Origin of the sequence: Micromonospora sp. NPDC047738, from assembly GCF_040642675.1 — a bacterium.
Lineage (GTDB): Bacteria > Actinomycetota > Actinomycetes > Mycobacteriales > Micromonosporaceae > Micromonospora.
This window is the reverse complement of record NZ_JBEYSO010000003.1, coordinates 117,894-138,853: the sequence shown is the minus strand read 5'-3', so window position 1 is coordinate 138,853 and position 20,960 is coordinate 117,894. Positions and strand designations below refer to the sequence as shown.

Here is a 20,960-nt window from a genome sequence, read left to right as displayed (position 1 = left end):
ATGCGCAAAAACGGACTTACCCGGACGGGTTCGGAAAAGACACGCCGAAAACCCTTGCACTAGCCGGCCTCCCCGGCCTATGGCGCATCACCGGTCCGCGTCCTAGAGTCCCGAACACGATTCGTGTTTCCGGGAGGGCGAATGACGACCGCGCCGATGCCCGAGTTCCCCAGCGGTTTCCGATGGGGAGTGTCCACCTCCGCCTACCAGATCGAGGGCGCGGCCGGCGCCGACAGCCGGGGACCGTCCATCTGGGACACCTTCGCCCACTCCCCGGGCCGGATCGTCGACGGCAGCACCGGCGACGAGGCGTGCGACCACTACCACCGGTACGCTGAGGACCTCACGCTGCTCGCCGGGCTCGGGGTGTCCGCCTACCGGTTCTCCATCGCCTGGCCCCGGGTGCGGCCCACCGGCACGGGCGCGGCCAACCCGGCCGGGCTGGACTTCTACGAGCGGCTGGTGGACGGGCTGCTCGACCGGGGCGTGGACCCGGTGGCCACCCTCTTCCACTGGGACCTGCCGCAGGCCCTGGAGGACGCCGGCGGCTGGCTCAACCGCGACACCGCCCACCGCTTCGCCGAGTACGCCGACCTGGTCGCCGCCCGCCTCGGCGACCGGGTGAAGCTCTGGATCACCCTCAACGAACCGTTCATCCACATGAGCCTCGGGCACGGCATGGGCGTGCACGCACCCGGCCGGATGCTGCTCTTCGACGCCTTTCCGGTGGCCCACCACCAGCTCCTCGGGCACGGCCTCGCGGTCGCCGCGCTGCGCGCCCGCAGCACCAGCCCGGTCGCCATCGCGAACAACTACTCCCCGGTGCGGCTGGCCGGGCACACCGACGCCGACCGGGCCGCCGGGGTGGCGTACGACGCGCTGCACAACCGGCTCTTCACCGACCCGCTGCTCGCCCAGGGTTATCCGGAGGTGCCAGGCCTCGACCCCGCGCTGGTCCGCGCCGGGGACCTCGACGTGATCGCCGCCCCGGTCGACGTGCTCGGGGTGAACTACTACAACCCGACCGGCATCCGGGCCGCCGAGGAGGACTCGCCGCTGCCGTTCGAGATCGTGCCGCTGACCGGCTACCCCCGGACCGCGTTCGACTGGCCGGTGGCCCCGGACGGGCTCCGCGACCTGCTGCTCCAGCTCCGCGACCGGTACGGGGACCGGCTGCCGCCGATCCAGGTCACCGAGAGCGGCTGCGCGTACGACGATGGGCCGGACGCCGACGGCCGGGTGCACGACCCGGAGCGGATCGCGTACCTGGCCGGGCACGTGCGGGCGGTCCGCGAGGCGATCGACGCCGGGGTCGAGGTGACCGGGTACTTCGTCTGGTCCCTGCTCGACAACTGGGAGTGGGCGGAGGGCTTCACCAAGCGGTTCGGCCTGGTGCACGTCGACTACGCCACCCAACGGCGTACCCCGAAGTCCTCGTACGTCTGGTTCCGCGATCTGGTGCGACGATGACCACGGTCGACCCGACGCCGGCCGCACTGCCGGCGGCGCTCGCCGAGCCGACCGTGCCGGTGCGGCGGAGCTGGATCGCGCTGATCTTCGCGGCCAACCTCGGCGTCTGGATGGCGTTCTTCACCCCGATCCAGGTGCTGCTGCCGCAGCAGGTGGAGCGGATCGCGCCGGGCGACAAGGAGGCCATGCTCGCGGTCGTCACCGGACTCGGCGCGCTCGCCGCGGTGCTGGCCAATCCGCTCGCCGGCGCGCTGTCCGACCGGACCGTGCTCCGGCTGGCGGGCCGGCACCTCGGCCGGCGGCACGTGTGGACCGCGTCCGGCGCGGTGCTCGGCGCGCTCGCCCTGGTGCTGCTGGCCCGGCAGGACAGCATCGCCGGGGTGGCGATCGGCTGGGTGGCCGCGCAGGTGTGCTTCAACGCGATGCTGGCCAGCCTCACCGCCGCCATCCCGGACCGGGTGCCGGTCGCCCAGCGCGGTGGCGTCTCCGGCTGGGTGGGCATCCCGCAGGCGCTCGGCCTGGTGCTCGGGGCGGTGCTGGTCACCGCCGTGGTCACCGGCAACGCCGCCGGGTACGCCGCCGTCGCCCTCGCCGTGCTGCTGCTGTCGCTGCCGTTCGCGCTGCTCACCGAGGACGACCCGCTGCCCCGGGAGCACCGCCCGGCGCTGCGGTTGCGCGGGCTGCTCGCCTCGATGTGGATCAGCCCGCGCCGGCACCCCGACTTCGCCTGGGCCTGGTTCACCCGGTTCCTGGTCCAGACCGGCAACGCGCTGGGCACGCTCTACCTGCTCTACTTCCTCGCCGACGGGGTGCGCGTGCCCGACCCCGAGGGCGCGCTGCTGGTGCTGATCCTGCTCTACACGCTCGGCATGATGCTGACCGCCGTGGTGGCCGGGCGCCTGTCGGACCGGTCCGGCCGGCGCAAGGTCTTCGTGATCGTCTCCGGGCTGATCATGGCAGTGGCGGCCCTGCTGCTGGCCGTGGCACCGGTCTGGCCGATGGCGGTCACCGCCGCGCTGCTGCTCGGCGCCGGCTACGGCGTCTACCTGGCGGTGGACGCGGCGCTGATCACCCAGGTGCTGCCGGCCGCCACCGACCGGGCCAAGGACCTCGGAGTGATCAACATCGCCAACTCCGCGCCGCAGGTGCTCGGCCCGGCCCTCTCCGCCCCGATCGTCGTCCACCTGGGCGGCTACCCCACCCTGTACGCGGTCACCGCGGCGGTCACCCTGCTCGGCAGCGCCCTGGTGCTGAAGATCAGATCGGTACCCTGACCGCCCCCTCGCTCAAATCGGCTCGCCGCCCGCCGTAGGCTGGGGACGTGACGGTACGTGTACGCTTCGCCCCTTCCCCGACCGGTATGTTCCACGTCGGCGGCGCCCGCTCGGCCCTGCAGAACTGGATCTACGCCAAGCAGCAGGGCGGGGTGTTCGTGCTCCGCATCGAGGACACCGACGCGGCCCGCAACAAGCCGGAGTGGACCGAGGGCATCCTGTCGGCGCTCGACTGGATCGGCATCGAGCGGGGCAGCTACGAGGGCCCGTACTTCCAGTCGTCGTACGCCGGTGAGCACCGCGCCGCGGCCCAGCGGCTGTACGAGAGCGGCCGGGCGTACTACTGCGACTGCACCCGTGAGGACGTGCAGGCGCGTACCGGCTCCCAGTACGCCGGGTACGACGGCTTCTGCCGGGACCGCGGGCTCGGGCCCGGCGCGGGGCGGGCCCTGCGCTTCCGTACCCCCGACGAGGGCGAGACCGTGGTGGTCGACCTGATCCGCGGCGAGCCGACCTTCGAGAACAAGCTGATCGAGGACTTCGTCATCGCCCGCGGTGACGGCTCGCCGGTGTTCCTGCTCGCCAACGTGGTCGACGACATGACCATGGGGATCACCCACGTGATCCGGGCCGAGGAGCACCTGCCCAACACCCCGAAGCAGCAGCTGCTCTGGGACGCCCTCGGGGTCAAGCCGCCGGTCTGGGCGCACGTGCCCGTGGTGGTGAACGAGAAGCGGCAGAAGCTGTCCAAGCGGCGGGACAAGGTCGCCCTGGAGGCGTACCGGGACGAGGGCTACCTCGCCGAGGCGATGCGCAACTACCTGATGCTGCTCGGCTGGGCTCCCTCCGGCGACCGGGAGATCGTGCCCTGGTCGGTGATCGAGGAGGAGTTCCGGCTGGATGAGGTGAACCCCTCCCCGGCGTTCTTCGACGAGAAGAAGCTGCGCGCGTTCAACGGCGAATACATCCGCGCGCTGCCGGTGGAGGACTTCATCGGCGCCTGCCAGCCGTGGCTGACCGGGACCGGGACCATCGCCCCGCCCCCGTGGCAGCCGGAGGAGTTCGACCCGGCCGCGTTCGCCGCGGTGGCGCCGCTGGCGCAGACCCGGATCGCGGTGCTCAGCGAGATCGTGCCGAACGTCGACTTTCTCTTCCTGGCCGACCCGCTGATCGACGAGGCGGCCTGGGCGAAGGCGATGAAGGAGGGCGCGGCCGAGCTGCTGGAGGCGGCGATCGCCGCGTTCGAGGCGCTGGAGTCCTGGGACGCCGAGTCGCTGAAGTCCACGCTGGAGGCGGTCGGCGCGGAGCGGGGCCTGAAGCTGGGCAAGGCGCAGGCACCGGTCCGGGTGGCGGTCACCGGCCGTACGGTCGGCCTGCCGCTCTTCGAGTCCCTCGAGGTGCTGGGCCGCGAGCGCGCCCTGACCCGGCTGCGCGCCGCCCGGGTGCGCCTGGTCTGACCTCGCATCGCGAAGGGGCCCGCCGGTCGTCCGGCGGGCCCCTTCGTCGTACGGCGGTGGAGAGCTGCCGGGCGGTTCAGCGGCGGGCGGAGCGCCGGCGCAGCAGCAGCCCGCCGCCCAGCGCGACGAGCGCCACCACCGCCGCGAGCGCCCACCACAGGCCGGTGCCGCCGCCGTCGTCGGAGCGCGACGAAACCGGGGCGGGGTTCGCCGAGGTCGCCTCGGCCACCGGGGTCGAGGGCGCCGGGGTGGTCGGCGACGCACTGGCCGAGGGGGTGGCCGGGGCCACACCGGTGGTCAGGGTGAAGCTGACCTGTCCCTTGATCGGGTGCCCGTCGGTCGAGCCGACCTGGTAGGCGACGGTGTAGACGCCGGCCGGCCCGGGGGTGAACGGCACGCTCACCCGCTTGCCGGAGAAGGTCGGATCGCCGCCGGAGGCGGGGGCGTCATCCGGCCCGGTCACTGTGATCTTCGTCGTACCGGGCGACAGGGTGGCCAGGAAGCGGAGCTCGATCCGCTTCGGCGCGGTCGCCACCCGGGCCCCGTTTTTCGGATCGCTGCCGGTCAACGAGTTGTGCGCGGCGGCGGGGCTGGCCGGCAGCAGCACGGCCCCCACCGCCACCCCGAGAACCACCAGCCAGGTACGCGCCGCACGGGCCATCGTGCCCCCCATGAGCCCCTCCGTCCGGGTACGATCCGGCCGCTGATCAACGGCCGCTCACATTAGTCGGCCACAGATCACAGATAGTTCCAAATACTCTTCCAGCAGCTGCAACCGAATGACGTTCTGCGGAGTCTTTGAGGTGGGCACCCGGTTCTCGCCGGGCAGCCACCACCGTCAGCCGATACAGCGTGACCTGCAGCGGAAGCCAGCCATCGAACGGGGCGAGGAGGCGGCGATGATCCGAAGGGTGTCGCGACTGCTGGTGGCCGTGACGGGCGTGGTGCTCGCGACCACGTGCACGCTGCTCCTGAGCGGCCCGCCGGCGGCCCGGGCGGCCGGGCCCGGGCCCAAGCTCGCACCGGCCGGGGTGGACATCACCGGCGACCAACTGGACCAGCCGCTGCAGCTGCGCGCCGACACCCAACCCGCCCAGGTGAACGCGGTCATCGACCAGGTGAGCTGGCTGGCCCGGACCGGGCAGCAGCGCGGCCCGGCCGCGCAGGACCTCGGTCCGAAGTACACCGTCGTGGTGCTGACCGCCGGAGTGCCGGTGAAGACCTACGACCTCTACCCGCTCGCCAAGGGTGGGCCCCGGATCTACCGGCCGGCCAAGCAGCCCGACCTGAGCAAGGCCCGGGCCGGCTGGTTCTTCGGCCGGCTGAACATGTCCGAGACGCTGCGCTCCGTCGGTGTGCCGCTGGAGCGGCAGTTCGACACGCTCAGCGGCGGTCTCGGCGGCGGCGAGCGGGTCCTCCCGGAGGACACGCTGAACCCGGTGCAGGACATCGACGCGGCGATGACCGAACTCCAGCGACTGCTGCTGCTCAACGTCGGGGTGGTGGTGGTCATCACCGCCGGGCTCGCCGGGATCGCGCTGCTGGTCCGCCGCCGCACCCGCTGAGCCGGTCGCCCCGGCGCCCGGCTCAGACCTCCAGCACCACCTTGCCCCGGACGTGCCCCGCCGCCACCAGGCGCTGCGCCTCGGCGGCCTCGGCCAGCGGGAAGGTCCGGGCCACGTGCACGGTGAGCCGGTCGGCGTCGACCAGCCCGGCCAGCACACTCAGGTCGGCGGTGGACGGCTTCACGAAGAGGTAGCTGCCGCCGAGCCGGGTGACATGCTCCGGGTCGGCGGTGGAGACCAGCCGGGCCGGCCGGGCGAGCAGCTCGGCCGAGACGTCCAGCGCCTCGCCGCCGAAGAGGTCCAGCGCCACGTCCACCCCGTCGGGCGCGACCGCGCGGATCCGGTCCAGCAGGCCGGCGCCGTAGCTGACCGGTTCGGCACCCAACGACCGGACGAAGTCGTGGTTGGCCTCGCTGGTCGTGCCGATCACCTTGCCGGCGCCGAGCGCCCGGGCCAACTGCACCGCCAGGTGCCCCACCCCGCCGGACGCGCCGTGCACCAGGACCGTGTCGTTGGCGCCCGTCCGGGCCAGCTGCAACGCCTGGTACGCCGTCAGCCCGGCCAGCGGCAGGCCACCCGCCTCCGGCCAGGACGCCTGGACCGGCTTGTCGGCGAGACAGCGCTCCGGGGCGGGCACCAGCTCCGCGTACGTGCCGTGCTGGACGTCGTCGCGTCGGACGTACCCGATCACCTCGTCGCCCACCGCGAAGCCGGTCACCGCCGGGCCGACCGCCTCGACCACCCCAGCCGCGTCCCAGCCGGGCACCAGCGGGAAGTGCGCCGGCATGCCGCCGGCCAGGTGGCCCTCGCGGACCTTCCAGTCGACCGGGTTCACCCCGGCGACGCGCACCCGGACCAGGACCGTGTCCGGCCCGACCGGCGGGGTGGGCAGCTCGCGCAGGGTGAGCTGGTCCGCCGAGCCGTACGCGTCGATCGCGATCGCCTTCACGCTGCCCACGCTAGCGCCGAACAATGGCCGGGCTTGCCGGGCGGCCAAATTGTCGTAGCAAGGCGAGTCGGCGAGTGATCAGCACCAGCGGCGCGGTGGCCGCTCCCGACGGACCATACGGTTGCGGGGCCGCACCGCGCCGTGCTGGTGCGCCCCAGCCCAGCCGGGCAGGTCGCTGCAGCAGCCCTGGCTCGGCACCGGCTCGGGCAGGGCCGGCAACACCTGCTCGGCGGCCCGCTGCCGTGGCGCGGGCGGGTCGTCGTCCCCGCGCTCCGGCCCCCAGCCGGCGGGCGTCTCCGCCGGATGGGTCAGGCCGGCCCGGCGCGGGTGCTTGGCGGACACCGGCTGGTCGTGGGGCCCCGGCCGGCAGGGCTCACCCTGGGCGCAGCCGTTCTCGGCCTCCCCGTGCGCCATCCCGGTCTCCTCACGTTCGCCATCGCCCGCCCGGCGGTCACCCCGGGCGTGCCCTGACACCGTACTGGCCGGGCCCGACGGACTGAACAGCGCGTACCCGTGGAGATCCGCTGCGACCCGGGATCGGGCCGGCGGTCGGCGTGGCGGCCACCGGATGCCGCCCAGTTCCAGGCCGGCCAGCACCTCGGTGCCGGGCGGGACCGGCCGGGCCAGCCCGGCCGCCGCCCACCCTCGATGTGCCGGCCCTGGTCAGGGCATGTCAGGCTGGACCGGTGAGCGAACCGGGCGGCACCGAACTGCCGGCCACGCTGCGCCGGATCGAACGGGCGGCGGGGGCCCTGGCCACCGCCAGCGTGGCCCGGATGGACGAGGCGCTGCCCTGGTTCCGGGAACTGCCGGCGGACCAGCGGTCCTGGGTCATGCTGGTCGCCCAGGCCGGCGTCCGGTCGCTGGTGCAGTGGCTGCGCCAGGGCGGCGGCGCGACCGACAGCACCCAGGAGGTGTCGGACGAGGTCTTCGCCGCCGCACCCCAGGCCCTGGCCCGCTCGATCAGCCTCCAACAGACCGTCGCGCTGATCAAGGTGACCATCGAGGTGGTCGAGGAGCAGGTGGCGCACCTGGCCGCCGAGGGCGAGGAGCAGCCGCTGCGGGAGGCGGTGCTGCGCTTCTCCCGCGAGATCGCCTTCGCCGCCGCCCGGGTGTACGCCCGCGCCGCCGAGTCGCGCGGCTCGTGGGACGCCCGGCTGCAGGCGTTGCTGGTGGACGCGCTGCTGCGCGGCGACTCGCCGGACGTGCTGGCCAGCCGGGCGGCGGCGCTGGGCTGGACGGACGCGCCCCCGGTGGCGGTGGCGGTCGGGCGCTCCCCCGGCGGCGAGGTGGCCGCCGTGCTGCACACCGTCTACCGGCAGGCCCGCCGGATCGGGGTCGAGGTGATCGGCGGCGTGCACGGCGACCGGCTGGTCATCGTGCTCGGCGGGGCGGCGGACCCGGTGACGGCGACGGAGAAGCTGCTGACCGCGTTCGGGGAGGGGCCGGTGGTGGTGGGTCCGGCCGTACCCAGCCTGGACGAGGCGACGGACTCGGCGCGGGCCGCGCTGGCCGGGTTCCGCGCGGCGCCGGCCTGGCCGACCGCCCCCTGCCCGGTGGCCGCCGCCGACCTGCTGCCCGAGCGGGCCCTGGCGGGTGACGCCGAGGCCCGCCGCCGGCTGCGCCACGACGTGTACGCGGCGCTGGTCCGCGCCGGGGGTGAACTGCTGGAGACCCTGGACGCCTTCTTCGCCGCCGGCGGCACGTTGGAGAGCGCCGCCCGGGCGCTCTTCGTGCACCCCAACACGGTGCGTTACCGACTCAAGCGGGTCGCCGAGGTGACCGGCTTCTCGCCGTTCGCGCCGCGGGACGCGTTCGCCCTGCAGGTGGCGCTGACCGTGGGGCGGCTCGACCCGGTCGTCCCGGCCGTCGCTCCGGTCCCGAACCAGGCATTGGCCCCAGGTGCCCGGAAAGCAGCACAGACAGGTGATGATCGTCGCCGATTTTTGTAGGGTTCCTCCAACGCTCCTAGTGCGGTTTGGTGCCGTGCGTTACAGCGCGACCCGCGAGTATCCGTCAGAGTCGTAGACGTGCTCGCCGTTCTCTCACCCGGACAGGGTTCCCAGAAACCCGGCTTCCTGACTCCCTGGCTCGACCTGCCCGGCGCCGAGGCGCGCCTGCGCTGGTGGTCCGCGCTGGCGGGAGTCGATCTGGTGCACCTCGGCACCCAGGCGGACGCGGACGAGATCAAGGACACCGCCCGCACGCAGCCGCTGCTCGTCGCGGCCGCGCTGCTCGCCGCGGAGCACCTGCCGATGTACGACGTCGCGCTGGTCGCCGGCCACAGCGTGGGCGAGCTGAGTGCCGCCGCCCTGGCCGGGGTGCTGCCCGCCGAGGCGGCCGTCACCCTCGCCGGCGTACGCGGCCGGGAGATGGCCGCCGCCTGCGCGCTGGAGCCCACCGGGATGGCCGCCGTGCTCGGCGGCGACCCGGACGAGGTGCTCGCCGCCATCGAGGCGCACGGGCTGCACCCGGCCAACCGCAACGGCACCGGCCAGGTTGTCGCCGCGGGCGCGGTGGCCGGCCTGGAGAAGCTGGCCGCCGAGCCGCCGGCGAAGGCCCGGGTCATCCGGCTCCAGGTCGCCGGCGCCTTCCACACCCCGTACATGGCCCCGGCCGAGGCCGCCCTGGCCACCGTGGCCGGCGGCATCGTGCCGGGCGACCCGGCCCGGATCCTGCTCTCCAACCGGGACGGCGCCGCCGTCAACCACGGCCGGGAGATGGTGCAGCGGCTGGTCCGGCAGGTCACCGCCCCGGTCCGCTGGGACCTGTGCATGCGGACCCTGGCCGACCTCGGGGTCACCGGCGTGATCGAGCTGCCGCCGGCCGGCACCCTGGCCGGCCTGGTCAAGCGCGAGCTCAAGGGCGAGGGGGCGCCCGAGATCGTCACCCTGAACACCCCCGCCGACCTGCCCGCCGCGCGGGACCTGATCGCCCGGCACAGCGGCCTGAGCGGCCACGAGCCGGCGATCCAGTTCCGGGTGGTGGTCGCCCCCGCCGCCGGGACCTTCGAGCCGCTGACCGGCCTGGCCGAGGGCACCGACCTGCGCGCCGGCCAGGTCATCGGCCACGTCGCCACCCGGCAGGGGCCGGTCGAGGTGACCGCGCACCACAGCGGGCTGCTCACCGAGTGGCTCGCCCACCACGACGACCCGGTCGCCCCGGGCCAGCCCCTCGCCCGCATCGGAGGACAGGCATGACCGGCAGCAGGATCGTCGCGATGGGGCACTACCAGCCCGCCCGCGTGGTGACCAACGACGACATCGCGCAGTTGGTCGACACCAACGACGAGTGGATCCGGGACCGCGTCGGCATCGTCACCCGGCGGATCGCCGGTGACGAGACGGTGGCCGACATGGCCACGGCCGCGGCCGGCAAGGCACTGGCCAACTCCGGCCTCAGCGCCGCCGACATCGACCTCGTCGTGGTCGCCACCTGCACCTCGATCGACCGCAGCCCGAACGTGGCCTGCCGGGTCGCCGCGAAGCTGGGCATCGCCGCCCCGGCCGCGTTCGACGTCAACACCGCCTGCTCGGGCTTCGGGTACGCGCTGGGCACCGCGGACCACGCGATCCGGGCCGGGGCGGCGCGCAACGCCCTCGTCATCGGCGCGGAGAAGCTCTCCGACTTCACCGACTGGACCGACCGCTCGACCTGCATCATCTTCGGCGACGGCGCCGGGGCCGCGGTGGTCACCGCGACCGCCGAGGGCGAGCCGGCCGGGGTCGGGCCGGTGGTCTGGGGCTCGGTGCCGGAGAAGAGCGACGCGGTCCGGATCGAGGGCTGGCGGCCGTACATCGCGCAGGAGGGGCAGGCGGTGTTCCGCTGGGCCACCACCGCGCTGGCCCCGCTCGCGCTGGAGGCCTGCGAGAAGGCCGGGGTGGCCCCGTCCGAGCTGGCCGCGTTCGTGCCGCACCAGGCCAACGCCCGGATCATCGACGGCATCGCCAAGCGGCTGAACATCCCCGACGCGGTCATCGCCAAGGACATCGTCGAGTCCGGCAACACCTCGGCGGCGAGCGTCCCGCTGGCCCTGTCCAAGCTGGTCGAGCGGCGTGAGGTGCCGGCGGGTGCGCCGGTGCTGCTGTTCGGCTTCGGCGGCGGTCTGACCTACGCCGGTCAGGTCGTCCGCTGCCCCTGAAGACCCCCTCCGGCGCGAGCGCGCCGCGAGGAGTGACGACCGGCGTCGCCGGCCGTCGAGTGAACCCCCGATGAGAGGAACCAACCGCAATGACCCGTGACGAGATCACCGCCGGCCTCGCCGAGATCCTCGAAGAGGTTGCCGGGGTGAACCCGGACGACGTGGCCGAGGGGAAGTCCTTCACCGACGACCTCGACGTCGACTCGCTCTCCATGGTGGAGGTCGTGGTGGCGGCCGAGGAGAAGTTCGGCGTCAAGATCCCGGACAACGAGGTGCAGAACCTCAAGACCGTCGGGGACGCCGTCAGCTACATCGAGGCGCAGTCCTGATCATGAGTCGCCCCGACGTCGTCGTCACCGGGCTCGGCGCGACGACCCCGCTCGGCGGGGACGTCGCGTCGACCTGGGACGCCATGCTCGCCGGCCGCTCCGGGGTGAGTGCGCTCACCCAGGAGTGGGCGGCGCAACTGACGGTCCGGATCGCGGCGCAACTCGCCGTGGAGCCCACCGAGGTGCTCGACCGGGTCAAGCTGCGCCGGCTGGACCGGTCCGAGGCGATCGCGCTCATCGCGGCCCAGCAGGCCTGGGCCGACGCCGGGCTGGCCGATTCCGGGCTCGACCCGGAGCGGCTGGCGGTCAGCGTCGGCTCCGGCATCGGCGGGGCCACCACCCTGCTCGCCCAGGACGACATCCTGGAGGCGTCCGGCCCGCGGCGGGTCTCCCCGCACACCGTGCCGATGCTGATGCCGAACGGCCCGGCCGCCTGGGTGGGGCTGGAGCTGGGCGCCAAGGCCGGGGTGCACTCGGTGGCCAGCGCGTGCGCGACCGGCGCGGAGGCGATCGCGCTCGGCCTGGACATCATCCGCTCCGGCCGGGCCGACGTGGTGGTGGCCGGCGGCACCGAGGCGGTCATCCACCCGCTGCCGATCGCCGGTTTCGCCTCGATGCGGGCCATGTCGACCCGCAACGACGAGCCGGAGAAGGCCTCCCGGCCGTGGGACAAGGGCCGCGACGGCTTCGTGCTCGGCGAGGGCGCGGGCGTGGTGGTCCTGGAGCGCGCCGACCACGCCGCCGCCCGCGGCGCCCGGGTGTACGCCCGGCTCGCCGGCGCCGGCATCACCTCGGACGCGTACGACATCGTGCAGCCGCACGCCGAGGGCGAGGGCGCGATCCGCGCAATCGGGAAGGCGATCGCGGACTCGGATGTCGCCAAGATGGATATCGTGCACGTCAACGCGCACGCCACCTCCACGCCGGTGGGCGACATGCTGGAGATCGGCGCGCTGCGCACGGCGCTGGGCGACCATCCCGTGCTGTCAGCCACCAAGTCGATGACCGGGCACCTGCTCGGCGCGGCCGGGGCGCTGGAGTCCATCGCCACCATCCTGGCCATCCGCGACGGGGTCGTGCCGCCGACGATCAACCTCGACGACCCGGACGACGGCCTCACCCTGGAGGTGGCCGCCCACAAGGCACGGCACATGGAGATCCCCGCCGCGCTGAACAACGCGTTCGGTTTCGGCGGGCACAACGTGGCTCTCGTCTTCACGCGGGCCTGACCCCTCTGCCTGGGAGGCACCAGTGACCACGACCGCCGTCAGCGCGGACAGCTCGACGGTGGACCACCGGGATCCGGAGGTCCGCCTTCGGGCGCTGTTCGACGCCGGCTCGCTGCGCCTGCTGGCGCCGCGGGACAGCTCCGGCGTGCGCTACGCGCGGGGCGAGATCGACGGTACGCCGGCCATCGCGTACGCCACCGACGCCACGAAGATGGGCGGCGCGATGGGTGCCGACGGGTGCCGGCACATCGTGGACGCCATCGACACCGCCGTCCGGGAACGGGTGCCGGTGCTCGGCCTCTGGCACTCCGGCGGAGCCCGGCTGGCCGAGGGTGTGGTCGCCCTCGACGCCGTCGGCCAGGTCTTCGCGGCCATGGTCCGGGCGTCCGGCCGGGTGCCGCAGATCTCCGTGGTGCTCGGGCCGGCCGCGGGTGGCGCCGCGTACGGTCCGGCGCTGACCGACGTCGTGGTGATGAGCGGGGCCGGCCGGATCTTCGTCACCGGCCCCGAGGTGGTCCGCAGCGTCACCGGTGAGCAGGTCGACATGGCGCGGCTGGGCGGTCCCGAGCCGCACGGCCGGCGCTCCGGTGTGGTGCACGTGACCTGCCAGGACGACGAGGAGGCGCTGGCCGAGTCGCGCCGGCTCGCCGCGCTCCTCGGCCGCCAGGGGCGGCTCTCGCCGGACGACGTGGCCACCGGCGACGAGGGGCACGACCTCGCCGCGAAGATGCCGGCCGAGGCCAGCCGGGCGTACGACGTGCGGCCGGTGGTCAAGGCGCTGCTCGACGCTCCGGGCGTGGAGCTGCACGCCAAGTGGGCGCCGAACATCGTCACCACGCTCGGCCGCTTCGCCGGTCGCACGGTCGGCGTGATCGCCAACAACCCGCTGCGGCTGGGTGGCTGCCTCGACGCGTCCAGCGCCGAGAAGGCCGCCCGCTTCGTGCGGATGTGCGACTCGCTCGGGGTGCCGCTGATCGTGCTGGTCGACGTCCCCGGCTACCTGCCCGGCCTGGGCCAGGAGTGGGACGGCGTGGTCCGGCGCGGGGCGAAGCTGCTGCACGCCTTCGCCGAGGCGGTGGTGCCGCGGGTGACGCTGGTGACCCGCAAGGCGTACGGCGGGGCGTACATCGCGATGAACTCCCGCTCGCTGGGGGCGACCGCGGTGTTCGCCTGGCCGAACGCGGAGGTCGCGGTGATGGGCGCGAGCGCGGCGGTGAACGTCCTGCACCGCAAGAAGCTGGCCGCCGCTCCGGTCGAGGAGCGGGAGGCGCTGCGCGCCCAGCTGATCGAGGAGCAGATCCGGGTCGCCGGTGGCGTCAACCGGGCGCTGGAGATCGGCGTGGTGGACGAGGTGATCAAGCCGGCGGAGACCCGGCGGCGGATCGCGGAGGCCCTCGCCGCGGCGCCGGCCGCCCGGGGCGCGCACGGCAACATTCCGCTGTAACCACCGGTCGTACCGTCAGGGTCCGCGCTTAACCCGGGCGCGGGCCCTGACGTTTCTCAGGTCCGGTTGCGGGGGTGCTGGCGGGCGGTCCGCTCGTTGCCCCGGCGGTAGTTGCCGGTCCACCGGGCCATCACCAGCTGCGGGTCGTCCTCGACCTCGGCCAGGAACTCCGCCGCGCGGCCGCCGCGCAGCGTGGCGGCCACCCGGCCGTGGTGCGTGACCACGACGGAGCCGTCGGCCCGCTCGAGGTAGCGGAAACCCTGCGCCTGCTGTCCCATGGCCACCCAGCCTGCCAGCGCCCAGCGCGGCGCCGCACCCGGTTTTGCGACCGCCCCGGCCGGCAGGGCGACTAGGGTGAGGGCGGCCGAGACGTGTCGAGGAGCACGCCGTGGACGCAACCGAGATCCGCAAGCTCGCCGCGCTCGAGGACACCCACTGGTGGTACCGGGAGCGGCGGGCCCTGCTGGGTCGGGCGCTGCGGCGGCTGGCGGCGGCCGGGGTGCGCCCGGAGCGGGCGCTGGACATCGGCGCGGCCGGCGGCGGCAACACCCGGGTGCTGCGGGCGTACGGCTGGCGGCCGCTCGCCCTGGAATACAGCGCGGCGGGCGCCGGGCTGGCCCGCGAGCGGGGCCTGGCCGTGATCCGGGCCGACGCCCGGCACCTGCCGGTCCCCTCGGCCAGCCTGGGTCTGGTGGTCGCCTTCGACATCCTGGAGCACTTCGACGAGGACCACCTGGCCGCCGCCGAGATCCGCCGGGCGCTACGGCCGGGCGGGACCGCGCTGATCGCGGTGCCGGCCGACATGCGGCTCTGGTCGGCGCACGACGTGGCCGTCGGGCACGTCCGCCGCTACGACCGGGCCGGGCTGCGGGCGGTGGTGGCGAAGGCCGGGCTGGCGGTGGACGAGTTGTGGAGCTGGAACGTGCTGCTCCGGCCGGTCGCGGCCTGGCGGCGACGCCGATCCACCGGCAGCGACCTGGACCACCTGCGCCCCGCGGTCAACCTCGGACTGCGCGCGATCATCACCGCCGAGCGGTACCTGCCGGTGCGGTCGCTGCCCGGCGTCTCGCTGATGCTGCGCGCCCACCGCCCGGCCTGACCGCCCGGAGCACCGGGTCAGCGGGGCGCGGGCACCGCCTCGCGGGCCAGGGTGAGCGCGCCGAGCAGCGCGGCGTCGTCGGCGAACCGGGAGAGCACCACGTCGGGCCGGTGCGGCAGCACCTCGTTGAGCCGGTCGACCAGCAGCCCGCGGATCAGCGCGCTGCGGGCCACCCCGCCCACCAGCACCACCCGTTGCGGGTCGAGCAGCAGGCAGCAGGTGACCAGGTGCCGGGCCACCTCGTCGACCCGGGCGGTCAGCGCGTCGCGCGCCGCCCCGGGCCGCTCCGCCGCGTCGGCGAGCCCGGCCGCCCCGCCCGGCACGCCGAGGTCCTCGGCGAGCCGGTCCAGCGCCCGGCCGGAGAAGTCCAGCTCCAGCATGGTGCCCGGCCACGGGCCGCCGGCCACGGCGTACCCGATCTCGCCGGCCGCCCCGCGGTGTCCGGCCAGGACGGTCCCCCCGACCGTCACGGCGGCCGCCACGCCGGTGCCGATGCCCACCACCAGGCCGGGGTCGGCGTCCCGCAGCGCGCCCAGCCGCAGCTCGGCCAGGGCGGCGGCGTTCAGGTCGTTGTCCACCGCCACCCGGGCCACGCCGAGCGCGTCCCGGACCGCGTCGGCCAGCCGCAGCCGCTCCCACCCGGGCACGTTGGGGGCCAGGTCGATGCCGTCCGGACGGACCACCCCGGGCGAGGCCACCCCGGCCGCGACGAGCGGCCCACCAACCTCGGCGACCAGCTCCGCGGCGAGGTGCAGGGCGCGCTCCAGCGCCTGCGGCGCGCCCTGCTCGGCATGGGTGGGGACCCGGCGGTGGGCCAGCAGTTGCCCCTCGGCGTCGGCCACCCCGACGGCCATCTTGGTGCCACCGAAGTCGATGCCGAGCAGCAGTCCACCGGTCCGGGTGGACCCCGCCAGCCCCACGCTCACCGGGCCACCAGCTCGGCGGCGACGGCGTCCAGCGCGTCGTCCGCCCGGCGGAGCCGGTCGCGCACCGCCGCCAGGCGGTCAGCGACCCCCTCAAACGCGACGCGCAGCGTACCCACCTGGGCGCGGACCGCGGCGGCGCCCGGCCCGTCCACCTGAGCCCGGTTCAGCACCAGGTCGGGACGGACGGCGGCGGCGATCAGGTCGGCGACCGCGGCGTCGTCGAGCGGGCCGGTCAGCCCCTCGGCCGCGGCCCGGACGCCCTCGGCGGTCCAGGTGTCCGGGCCACCGGCCCGGACCAGCCGGCCGACCACCGAGTGGGCGGCCCGGAACGGCACCCCGTGCCGGGTCAGCGCATCGGCCGCGGCGGTGGTGGTGGCGCCGGAGGCGACGATCTCCTCCCGGCTCGGCGGCGACAGCGGCTCCACCTCGGCCAGGAAGCCGCCGACCAGGGCGAAGAAGCGCTCCGCCCGGTCGTTGCTCTCCCAGAGCCGGACCTGCACGTCGGTGGTGGCGTTGTTGGAGTCCTCCCACCAGGCGGCGCCGACGTTGTTCAGCACCGAGGCGGCGTCCGCCGCGGCCGCGCCGGCGTACGAGACCAGGTGCTCCAGCACCACCGGGTTGCGCTTCTGCGGCATGATGCTGCTGCCCTGGGTGAAGTCGCCCGGCGTGGCGACCCACTGCCAGCTCAGCCAGTCCATCAGGGTGCGGGCCAGCCGGGCCCCGGTGGCCAGCGCCTGCGCGTTGAGGGTGCCGACGCGGACCAGGTGGTCGGCGCCGGCCACGGCCTCGTACGAGTTGGTCACCAGGCCGGCGAACCCGAGCAGCTCCGCCACCCGGGCCGGGGCGATGTCCAGGTCGGTGCCGGCGAACGCGCAGGAGCCCAGCGGTGAGACGTTGAGCTGGTCGATCACGTCGGCGTAGGCGGCCGCCTCGCCGGCGAGCGCCTCGGCGTACCCGGCGAGCGCATGGCCGATGGTGGTGGGCTGGGCCGGCCGGCGATGGGTGTAGCCGGTGATGACCACGTCCGCGTACCGGTCGGCGCGGTCCAGGGCGGTCCGGCCGGTGGCCAGCACCCGGTCCAGCACCCCGAGGAGCTGGTCCCGCAGCAGCATCCGGAACACCCCGGCGTCCAGGTCGTTCCGGCTCCGGGCCAGCTGCACGTCGAGTTCGGCGGTGGGGATGCCGCACGCCTCGGCGAGCCGCTTCTCCAGCAGGTAGTAGGTGTCCTCGAAGCTGCCGTCGTACGCCGGCGGCGGGGTGGTGTCGGCGCGCAGGACGGCCAGCCCGCGCAGCAGCCGGGCACCCCGCTCGGCGGGGATCAGCCCCTGCTCGGTCAGCATCACCACGTGCGCCTGGCTGGCCCGGACCATCGCCGGATACAGGTGGCCCACATGGTGGTCGTAGGTGGGCGCCAGGTGGTGCCGCTGGTAGGTGGTCAGCGGGGATGTGCTCATGACGGTTCCTTCCAGTCCGCGGGCGGGCGGTGGGCCGCCCCGGTGCGGGTTCGGCCGGTCAGTCGGTCAGGCCGAGCAGCCGTTCGGCGTTGCCGGCGAAGATCGCGCGTAGGTGGTCGTCGGGCAGGCCCAGCTCCCGGCAGACCCGGAGCTGGTCGTCGAGGTAGCGGGTGACGTAGCCGCGCGGGAACCAGGACGAGTCGCTGCCGAAGACGATCCGGTGCGGGCCGATCGTCTCGTAGCAGCGGCGGAACAGGTCCTCCAGGGTCAGCTTGTACGGCATCCACCGCACCCACTGGTTGGAGCCGGACGTGTCGACGTGGATGTTGGGGCAGCCCCAGGCGGCGAAGAGGAGCTCCTGCACGTGCTGGACGCCGAAGTGCGGCACCACCACGGCCAGTTCCGGGAAGCGCCGGGCCATCCGGGCCAGCTCGTCCGGGCCGCCGTACCGGCCGAAGCTGAGGCCGCCGGCGCTGCCGTAGTGCCCGATGTGGATCAGGACGGACACGCCGAGTCGCTGGGCGGTGCCCCAGAGCGGGTCCAGGTCCTCGTGGTCGAGCGGGCCGCGCAGCAGCGGGGCGAACAGCTTCAGCCCGCGCAGGCCGCGCTCGGTCACCGTGCGTTCCAGTTCCCGCGCGGCGTCCGGGCCGTACGGGTCGTGGTGGGCGAAGCCGAGCAGCAGGTCCGGGTGGCGGTCGACCACGTCGGCGAGGGTGTCGTTGCCGCCGCCGGTCACGAAGACGGCCTTGCGGATGTTGGCCGCGCGCAGTTCGTCGGCCCAGCGGTCGGCCTCGTCCTGCCAGCGCTCGGCGGGCGGCTCCGGGTCGGGGAAGCCCCACGCCTGCCGCCACTGCCGGGCGTACGGCGCGGAGCCGGCGGCCCGGACCGCCCGCTCGTGCTCCCCGCCGGGGTGCATGCCGGCCGCCTGCTCGCAGGCGTGGATCGTCTCGTCCGCGCCGATCCGGAAGTGCAGGTGGAAGTCGACGACGTCCAGTCCTCGATCGACGGTCATGACGTCCCCTCGGTCGGCAGTGGGTCGGCGGTGGGCGGCGCCGGCGGTGGGGCGGCCACCCAGGCGGCGACGACCTCCCGCAGTCGCTCCCCGGCCAGCGCGCGGACCTGCCGGCCGGCCTCCTCGCTGGCCAGTGAGACGTGCCCGGACCAGCCCTGCCAGGGCTCGGGGCGGGATTCCACGAGCACGTACGGGTGGGGCACCGGCAGTTTCGGCCGCGGCGGCAGGTCGGTGGCGGCGTCGAGGCGTACCGCGCCGGGGTCGAAGCCGAGCACCCCGGAGGTCTCGTACGCCCCGCCGTGCCCCCGGGCCGGCGGCGCGCCGTAGATCTCCGTGGTCTCCACCGGGTTGACCAGCTGGAACCAGTTGACCAGCAGCAGGCTGGCGGTCCGCCGGCCGGAAACCCATTCCATGGCGGCCCGGACCGTGGACATGTTCGCGTCGTGGCCGTTGACCACCAGCAGCCGGGGGAAGCCGGCGGCGACGATGCCCTCGATCACGTCGGCGAGGTAGCCGACCGCGATCTCCGGCCGGATCGCCACCGTCCCCGGCCAGGGCCGGGTCTGCCCCGGGCAGGCGGCGTAGGCGACGGCGGGGAAGAGCACGCCGCGTGGCCCCGGCTCGTCGCGGGCGGACTCGCCGGCGAAGCCCTCGGCGAGGATCAGGTCGGTGCCGAGCGGCAGGTGCGGACCGTGCCACTCGACCGCGCCGACCGGGAGCACCGCGAAGTCCGCCGCCGCGGCGACCGCGGCGAGTTCCCCGCCGGGGACCCGGGCGGCGGGAAGCAGTCCGCCGCCCGCCGGCCAGCGGTCCGTCACGCCGTCCACTGCGTCGCCTCCCGGCTGGCCTTCGGGCCGCTCTCCAGCCGGCCGGAGACCACCATCACCACGAAGATCAGCACGACCTGGAGCATGCCGTACGCGGCGGCGGTGCCCACCTCGAACGAGTACATCCGGTTGTTGATCTCGACGGAGATCGGCGCGGTCTCGGAGGTGTAGATGAGCACCGAGGCGACGAACTCGCCGACCCCGTGCACGAAGGCGAGCAGCGCGCCGGCCAGCACGCCCGGCAGCATCAGCCGCAGGGTGACCGTGCCGAACGCCCGCCACCAGGACGCGCCGAGGTTGCGGGCGGCCTCCTCCAGCGACGGGTCGAGCTGGGCCAGCGTCGCCGAGCTGGAACGGAACACCAGCGGCAGGAACCGCACGAAGTACGCCAGCGGCATGATCCAGAAGGTTCCGATGAGGACCTGGCCGAAGCTGAACGCGTTGCCGGTGCTGAACGCCGAGATCAGGTTGATCGCCACCACCGTGCCGGGCAGCGCCCAGGCCAGCATGACCGCCACGTCGAGCAGGCCGCGGCCGCGGAAGTCCAGCCGGCGCACCGCGTACGCGATGAGCACGCCGACCACCACGCAGGCGACCGTGGCGATCAGGCTCATCTGCAGCGAGTTGACGATCGGCCGGTACGCCCCGGCGTCCGTGAAGATCGTGACGAAGTTCTGCATCGTGTACGCCGAGGGGATCACCTCGGTCGTCCACGAGCCGTCCTGCGAGAACGCCACCAGCGCGATCGTGCCCACCGGGGCGAGCAGCACCAGGGTGCCGAGCAGCGAGGCGAGCAGGGCCAGCCACCGACCGAACGGGTTGGTGAGCTCACGGCGGTGCGCGGCGACGCCCTTGGACTGGGAGCGATAGCTGCGCCGCCCCTCGTACCAGCGCATGCCGAGCAGGAACAGCACCGACACCACGCCGAGCACCGAGGCGTACGTGGAGGCCATCGGCAGGTCGCCGTTGGTGCGGTTGATGTAGATCTGCATGGTCATCGTCTGGTCCACCCCGAACAGCAGTGGAGCGGTGTACGACGCCAGCGAGGTCATGAAGACCAGCAGCGAGGCGGAGACCAGCGCCGGGGTGAGCATCGGCAGCAGCACGGTGCGCCAGACCCGGAGCCGGCCGGCACCCAGGTTGTACGCGGCCTCCTCCACCGACGGGTCCATCCCGACCAGCGCGGCCGAGGTGGCCAGGTAGAAGAACGGGTACATGGTGAACGTGTGCACCACCAGCACGCCGGCGATGCCGGTGAACGGCAGCACCGGGCTCTCGGTGCCGAACAGGTGCTGCAGGCCCCGCGGCAGGATGCCGGTCTCGCTGTAGAGCAGCTGGAACGAGATCGCCCCGATCAGCGGCGGCAGCGCGGCCGGCACCAGGATGATCGCCTCGATCAGCCGACGCCCCGGGAACGAGAAGCGCTTGAGCAGGAACGCCATCGCCACGCCGACGATGCCGCAGAGCACCACGCTGGCCGCCGAGATCACCAGCGAGGTGACCAGCGAGGAGCGGGCCACCCCGTCGCCGGTGAGGAAGATGGTGTAGTTCGCCAGGCCGTCCACCCCGACGCTCTCCGCGAAGGTGGCGAACATCGGCTGGACCACGTACCCGAAGAGGATCAGCGCCAGCGGGAAGACCAGGACGTACGGGAACCAGGGTGAGTTGGCGCCGCCGGCGAACCGCCGGGACCGGCGGGCCCGCGGCGGCGTCGGCTCCTTGGTGACCGGCGGGACAGTGGCCGCGCCGGGGGTGGCGGGGATGGTGCTCACGGCGTCACCTCA

At 74.2% G+C, this 20,960-nt stretch carries 20 protein-coding genes; 11 read left to right on the top strand and 9 right to left on the bottom strand.

From position 1 onward, the window contains the following. The first annotated feature begins 141 nt into the window (after positions 1–141). Genes ABZ783_RS06720 through gltX form a run of 3 tightly spaced genes read left to right on the top strand, consistent with a single transcriptional unit; the run spans position 142 to position 4,201 of the window. A complete protein-coding gene (locus ABZ783_RS06720) occupies positions 142–1,470 on the top strand; it encodes a GH1 family beta-glucosidase (protein ID WP_357434895.1) in 1,329 nt (442 codons plus the stop codon). Beyond that, positions 1,467–2,744, top strand: a complete 1,278-nt coding sequence (locus ABZ783_RS06715; protein ID WP_357434894.1) for an MFS transporter — start codon at positions 1,467–1,469, stop codon at positions 2,742–2,744. Before ABZ783_RS06720 ends, ABZ783_RS06715 begins: the two co-directional genes overlap by 4 nt. Before the next feature lie 47 nt (positions 2,745–2,791). Beyond that, complete coding sequence (gltX, locus tag ABZ783_RS06710; RefSeq protein ID WP_357434893.1) at positions 2,792–4,201, top strand: glutamate--tRNA ligase; 1,410 nt, start codon at positions 2,792–2,794, stop codon at positions 4,199–4,201. A 76-nt stretch (positions 4,202–4,277) separates the two neighbouring features. Here gltX and ABZ783_RS06705 read toward each other — a convergent pair whose 3' ends face one another. Beyond that, positions 4,278–4,874 carry a copper resistance protein CopC gene (locus ABZ783_RS06705; RefSeq protein WP_357434892.1) on the bottom strand — a complete coding sequence of 199 codons (597 nt, stop codon included), beginning with the start codon at positions 4,872–4,874 and terminating at the stop codon, positions 4,278–4,280. A gap of 226 nt (positions 4,875–5,100) precedes the next feature. Here ABZ783_RS06705 and ABZ783_RS06700 point away from each other — a divergent pair, with 226 nt between their 5' ends. Next, positions 5,101–5,766 (top strand): hypothetical protein, encoded by a 666-nt coding sequence (locus ABZ783_RS06700; protein ID WP_357434891.1) that lies wholly within the window; start codon positions 5,101–5,103, stop codon positions 5,764–5,766. A 22-nt stretch (positions 5,767–5,788) separates the two neighbouring features. On the opposite strand, the gene ABZ783_RS06695 is transcribed toward ABZ783_RS06700, so the two are convergent. Further along, on the bottom strand, positions 5,789–6,715 hold the full coding sequence (locus ABZ783_RS06695; RefSeq protein ID WP_073833777.1) for an NADP-dependent oxidoreductase: 927 nt from the start codon (positions 6,713–6,715) through the stop codon (positions 5,789–5,791). Between the two features lie 78 nt (positions 6,716–6,793). Continuing rightward, positions 6,794–7,129 (bottom strand): hypothetical protein, encoded by a 336-nt coding sequence (locus tag ABZ783_RS06690; RefSeq protein WP_357434890.1) that lies wholly within the window; start codon positions 7,127–7,129, stop codon positions 6,794–6,796. Positions 7,130–7,365: 236 nt separating this feature from the next. On the opposite strand from ABZ783_RS06690, the gene ABZ783_RS06685 reads away from it, so the two are divergent. The 6 genes from ABZ783_RS06685 (at position 7,366) to ABZ783_RS06660 (ending at position 13,858) form a co-directional block, all read left to right on the top strand. Further along, a complete protein-coding gene (locus ABZ783_RS06685; protein WP_357434889.1) occupies positions 7,366–8,667 on the top strand; it encodes a helix-turn-helix domain-containing protein in 1,302 nt (433 codons plus the stop codon). 78 nt (positions 8,668–8,745) lie between these two features. Then, positions 8,746–9,915 carry an acyltransferase domain-containing protein gene (locus ABZ783_RS06680; RefSeq protein WP_357434888.1) on the top strand — a complete coding sequence of 390 codons (1,170 nt, stop codon included), beginning with the start codon at positions 8,746–8,748 and terminating at the stop codon, positions 9,913–9,915. Further along, positions 9,912–10,856: a beta-ketoacyl-ACP synthase III gene (locus tag ABZ783_RS06675; RefSeq protein ID WP_357434887.1), complete on the top strand. Its 945-nt coding sequence runs from the start codon at positions 9,912–9,914 to the stop codon at positions 10,854–10,856. Before ABZ783_RS06680 ends, ABZ783_RS06675 begins: the two co-directional genes overlap by 4 nt. 89 nt (positions 10,857–10,945) lie before the next feature. Then, positions 10,946–11,185, top strand: coding sequence for an acyl carrier protein (locus ABZ783_RS06670; RefSeq protein ID WP_007072348.1), 240 nt, complete (start codon positions 10,946–10,948; stop codon positions 11,183–11,185). 2 nt (positions 11,186–11,187) lie between these two features. Beyond that, the gene (gene fabF / locus ABZ783_RS06665) at positions 11,188–12,414 is read left to right on the top strand and encodes a beta-ketoacyl-ACP synthase II (protein WP_357434886.1); all 1,227 of its coding nucleotides are present in this window, start codon (positions 11,188–11,190) and stop codon (positions 12,412–12,414) included. A gap of 22 nt (positions 12,415–12,436) precedes the next feature. Continuing rightward, positions 12,437–13,858, top strand: a complete 1,422-nt coding sequence (locus ABZ783_RS06660) for a carboxyl transferase domain-containing protein (RefSeq protein WP_357434885.1) — start codon at positions 12,437–12,439, stop codon at positions 13,856–13,858. A 56-nt stretch (positions 13,859–13,914) separates the two neighbouring features. Here the strand turns inward: ABZ783_RS06660 and ABZ783_RS06655 are convergent, their stop codons facing one another. Continuing rightward, positions 13,915–14,136 carry a hypothetical protein gene (locus tag ABZ783_RS06655; RefSeq protein WP_357434884.1) on the bottom strand — a complete coding sequence of 74 codons (222 nt, stop codon included), beginning with the start codon at positions 14,134–14,136 and terminating at the stop codon, positions 13,915–13,917. Positions 14,137–14,246: 110 nt separating this feature from the next. Between ABZ783_RS06655 and ABZ783_RS06650 the strand changes: the two genes are divergently transcribed. Then, the gene (locus ABZ783_RS06650; RefSeq protein ID WP_357434883.1) at positions 14,247–14,957 is read left to right on the top strand and encodes a class I SAM-dependent methyltransferase; all 711 of its coding nucleotides are present in this window, start codon (positions 14,247–14,249) and stop codon (positions 14,955–14,957) included. A 17-nt stretch (positions 14,958–14,974) separates the two neighbouring features. Here ABZ783_RS06650 and ABZ783_RS06645 read toward each other — a convergent pair whose 3' ends face one another. The 5 genes from ABZ783_RS06645 to ABZ783_RS06625 are packed head-to-tail and all read right to left on the bottom strand — an operon-like array spanning position 14,975 to position 20,948. After that, positions 14,975–15,883, bottom strand: a complete 909-nt coding sequence (locus tag ABZ783_RS06645; RefSeq protein WP_357434882.1) for an ROK family protein — start codon at positions 15,881–15,883, stop codon at positions 14,975–14,977. Continuing rightward, on the bottom strand, positions 15,880–17,337 hold the full coding sequence (locus ABZ783_RS06640) for a lyase family protein (RefSeq protein ID WP_357434881.1): 1,458 nt from the start codon (positions 17,335–17,337) through the stop codon (positions 15,880–15,882). The genes ABZ783_RS06645 and ABZ783_RS06640 overlap by 4 nt, the downstream gene beginning before the upstream one ends. A 58-nt stretch (positions 17,338–17,395) precedes the next feature. After that, on the bottom strand, positions 17,396–18,349 hold the full coding sequence (locus ABZ783_RS06635; protein ID WP_357434880.1) for an amidohydrolase family protein: 954 nt from the start codon (positions 18,347–18,349) through the stop codon (positions 17,396–17,398). Further along, complete coding sequence (locus tag ABZ783_RS06630; RefSeq protein ID WP_357434879.1) at positions 18,346–19,176, bottom strand: creatininase family protein; 831 nt, start codon at positions 19,174–19,176, stop codon at positions 18,346–18,348. Before ABZ783_RS06630 ends, ABZ783_RS06635 begins: the two co-directional genes overlap by 4 nt. Beyond that, positions 19,164–20,948, bottom strand: a complete 1,785-nt coding sequence (locus ABZ783_RS06625; protein ID WP_357434878.1) for an iron ABC transporter permease — start codon at positions 20,946–20,948, stop codon at positions 19,164–19,166. The genes ABZ783_RS06630 and ABZ783_RS06625 overlap by 13 nt, the downstream gene beginning before the upstream one ends. Positions 20,949–20,960 lie beyond the last annotated feature (12 nt).

Bases quoted from the DNA above. Each gene is read 5' to 3' on its own strand.
- ABZ783_RS06720 (WP_357434895.1), top strand. From the start codon at position 142: ATGACGACCGCGCCGATGCCCGAGTTCCCCAGCGGTTTCCGATGGGGA.
- ABZ783_RS06715 (WP_357434894.1), top strand. From the start codon at position 1,467: ATGACCACGGTCGACCCGACGCCGGCCGCACTGCCGGCGGCGCTCGCC.
- ABZ783_RS06705 (WP_357434892.1), bottom strand. From the start codon at position 4,874: ATGGGGGGCACGATGGCCCGTGCGGCGCGTACCTGGCTGGTGGTTCTC.
- ABZ783_RS06700 (WP_357434891.1), top strand. From the start codon at position 5,101: ATGATCCGAAGGGTGTCGCGACTGCTGGTGGCCGTGACGGGCGTGGTG.
- ABZ783_RS06690 (WP_357434890.1), bottom strand. From the start codon at position 7,129: ATGGCGCACGGGGAGGCCGAGAACGGCTGCGCCCAGGGTGAGCCCTGC.
- ABZ783_RS06675 (WP_357434887.1), top strand. From the start codon at position 9,912: ATGACCGGCAGCAGGATCGTCGCGATGGGGCACTACCAGCCCGCCCGC.
- ABZ783_RS06670 (WP_007072348.1), top strand. From the start codon at position 10,946: ATGACCCGTGACGAGATCACCGCCGGCCTCGCCGAGATCCTCGAAGAG.
- fabF (WP_357434886.1), top strand. From the start codon at position 11,188: ATGAGTCGCCCCGACGTCGTCGTCACCGGGCTCGGCGCGACGACCCCG.
- ABZ783_RS06655 (WP_357434884.1), bottom strand. From the start codon at position 14,136: ATGGGACAGCAGGCGCAGGGTTTCCGCTACCTCGAGCGGGCCGACGGC.
- ABZ783_RS06640 (WP_357434881.1), bottom strand. From the start codon at position 17,337: ATGAGCACATCCCCGCTGACCACCTACCAGCGGCACCACCTGGCGCCC.
- ABZ783_RS06635 (WP_357434880.1), bottom strand. From the start codon at position 18,349: ATGACCGTCGATCGAGGACTGGACGTCGTCGACTTCCACCTGCACTTC.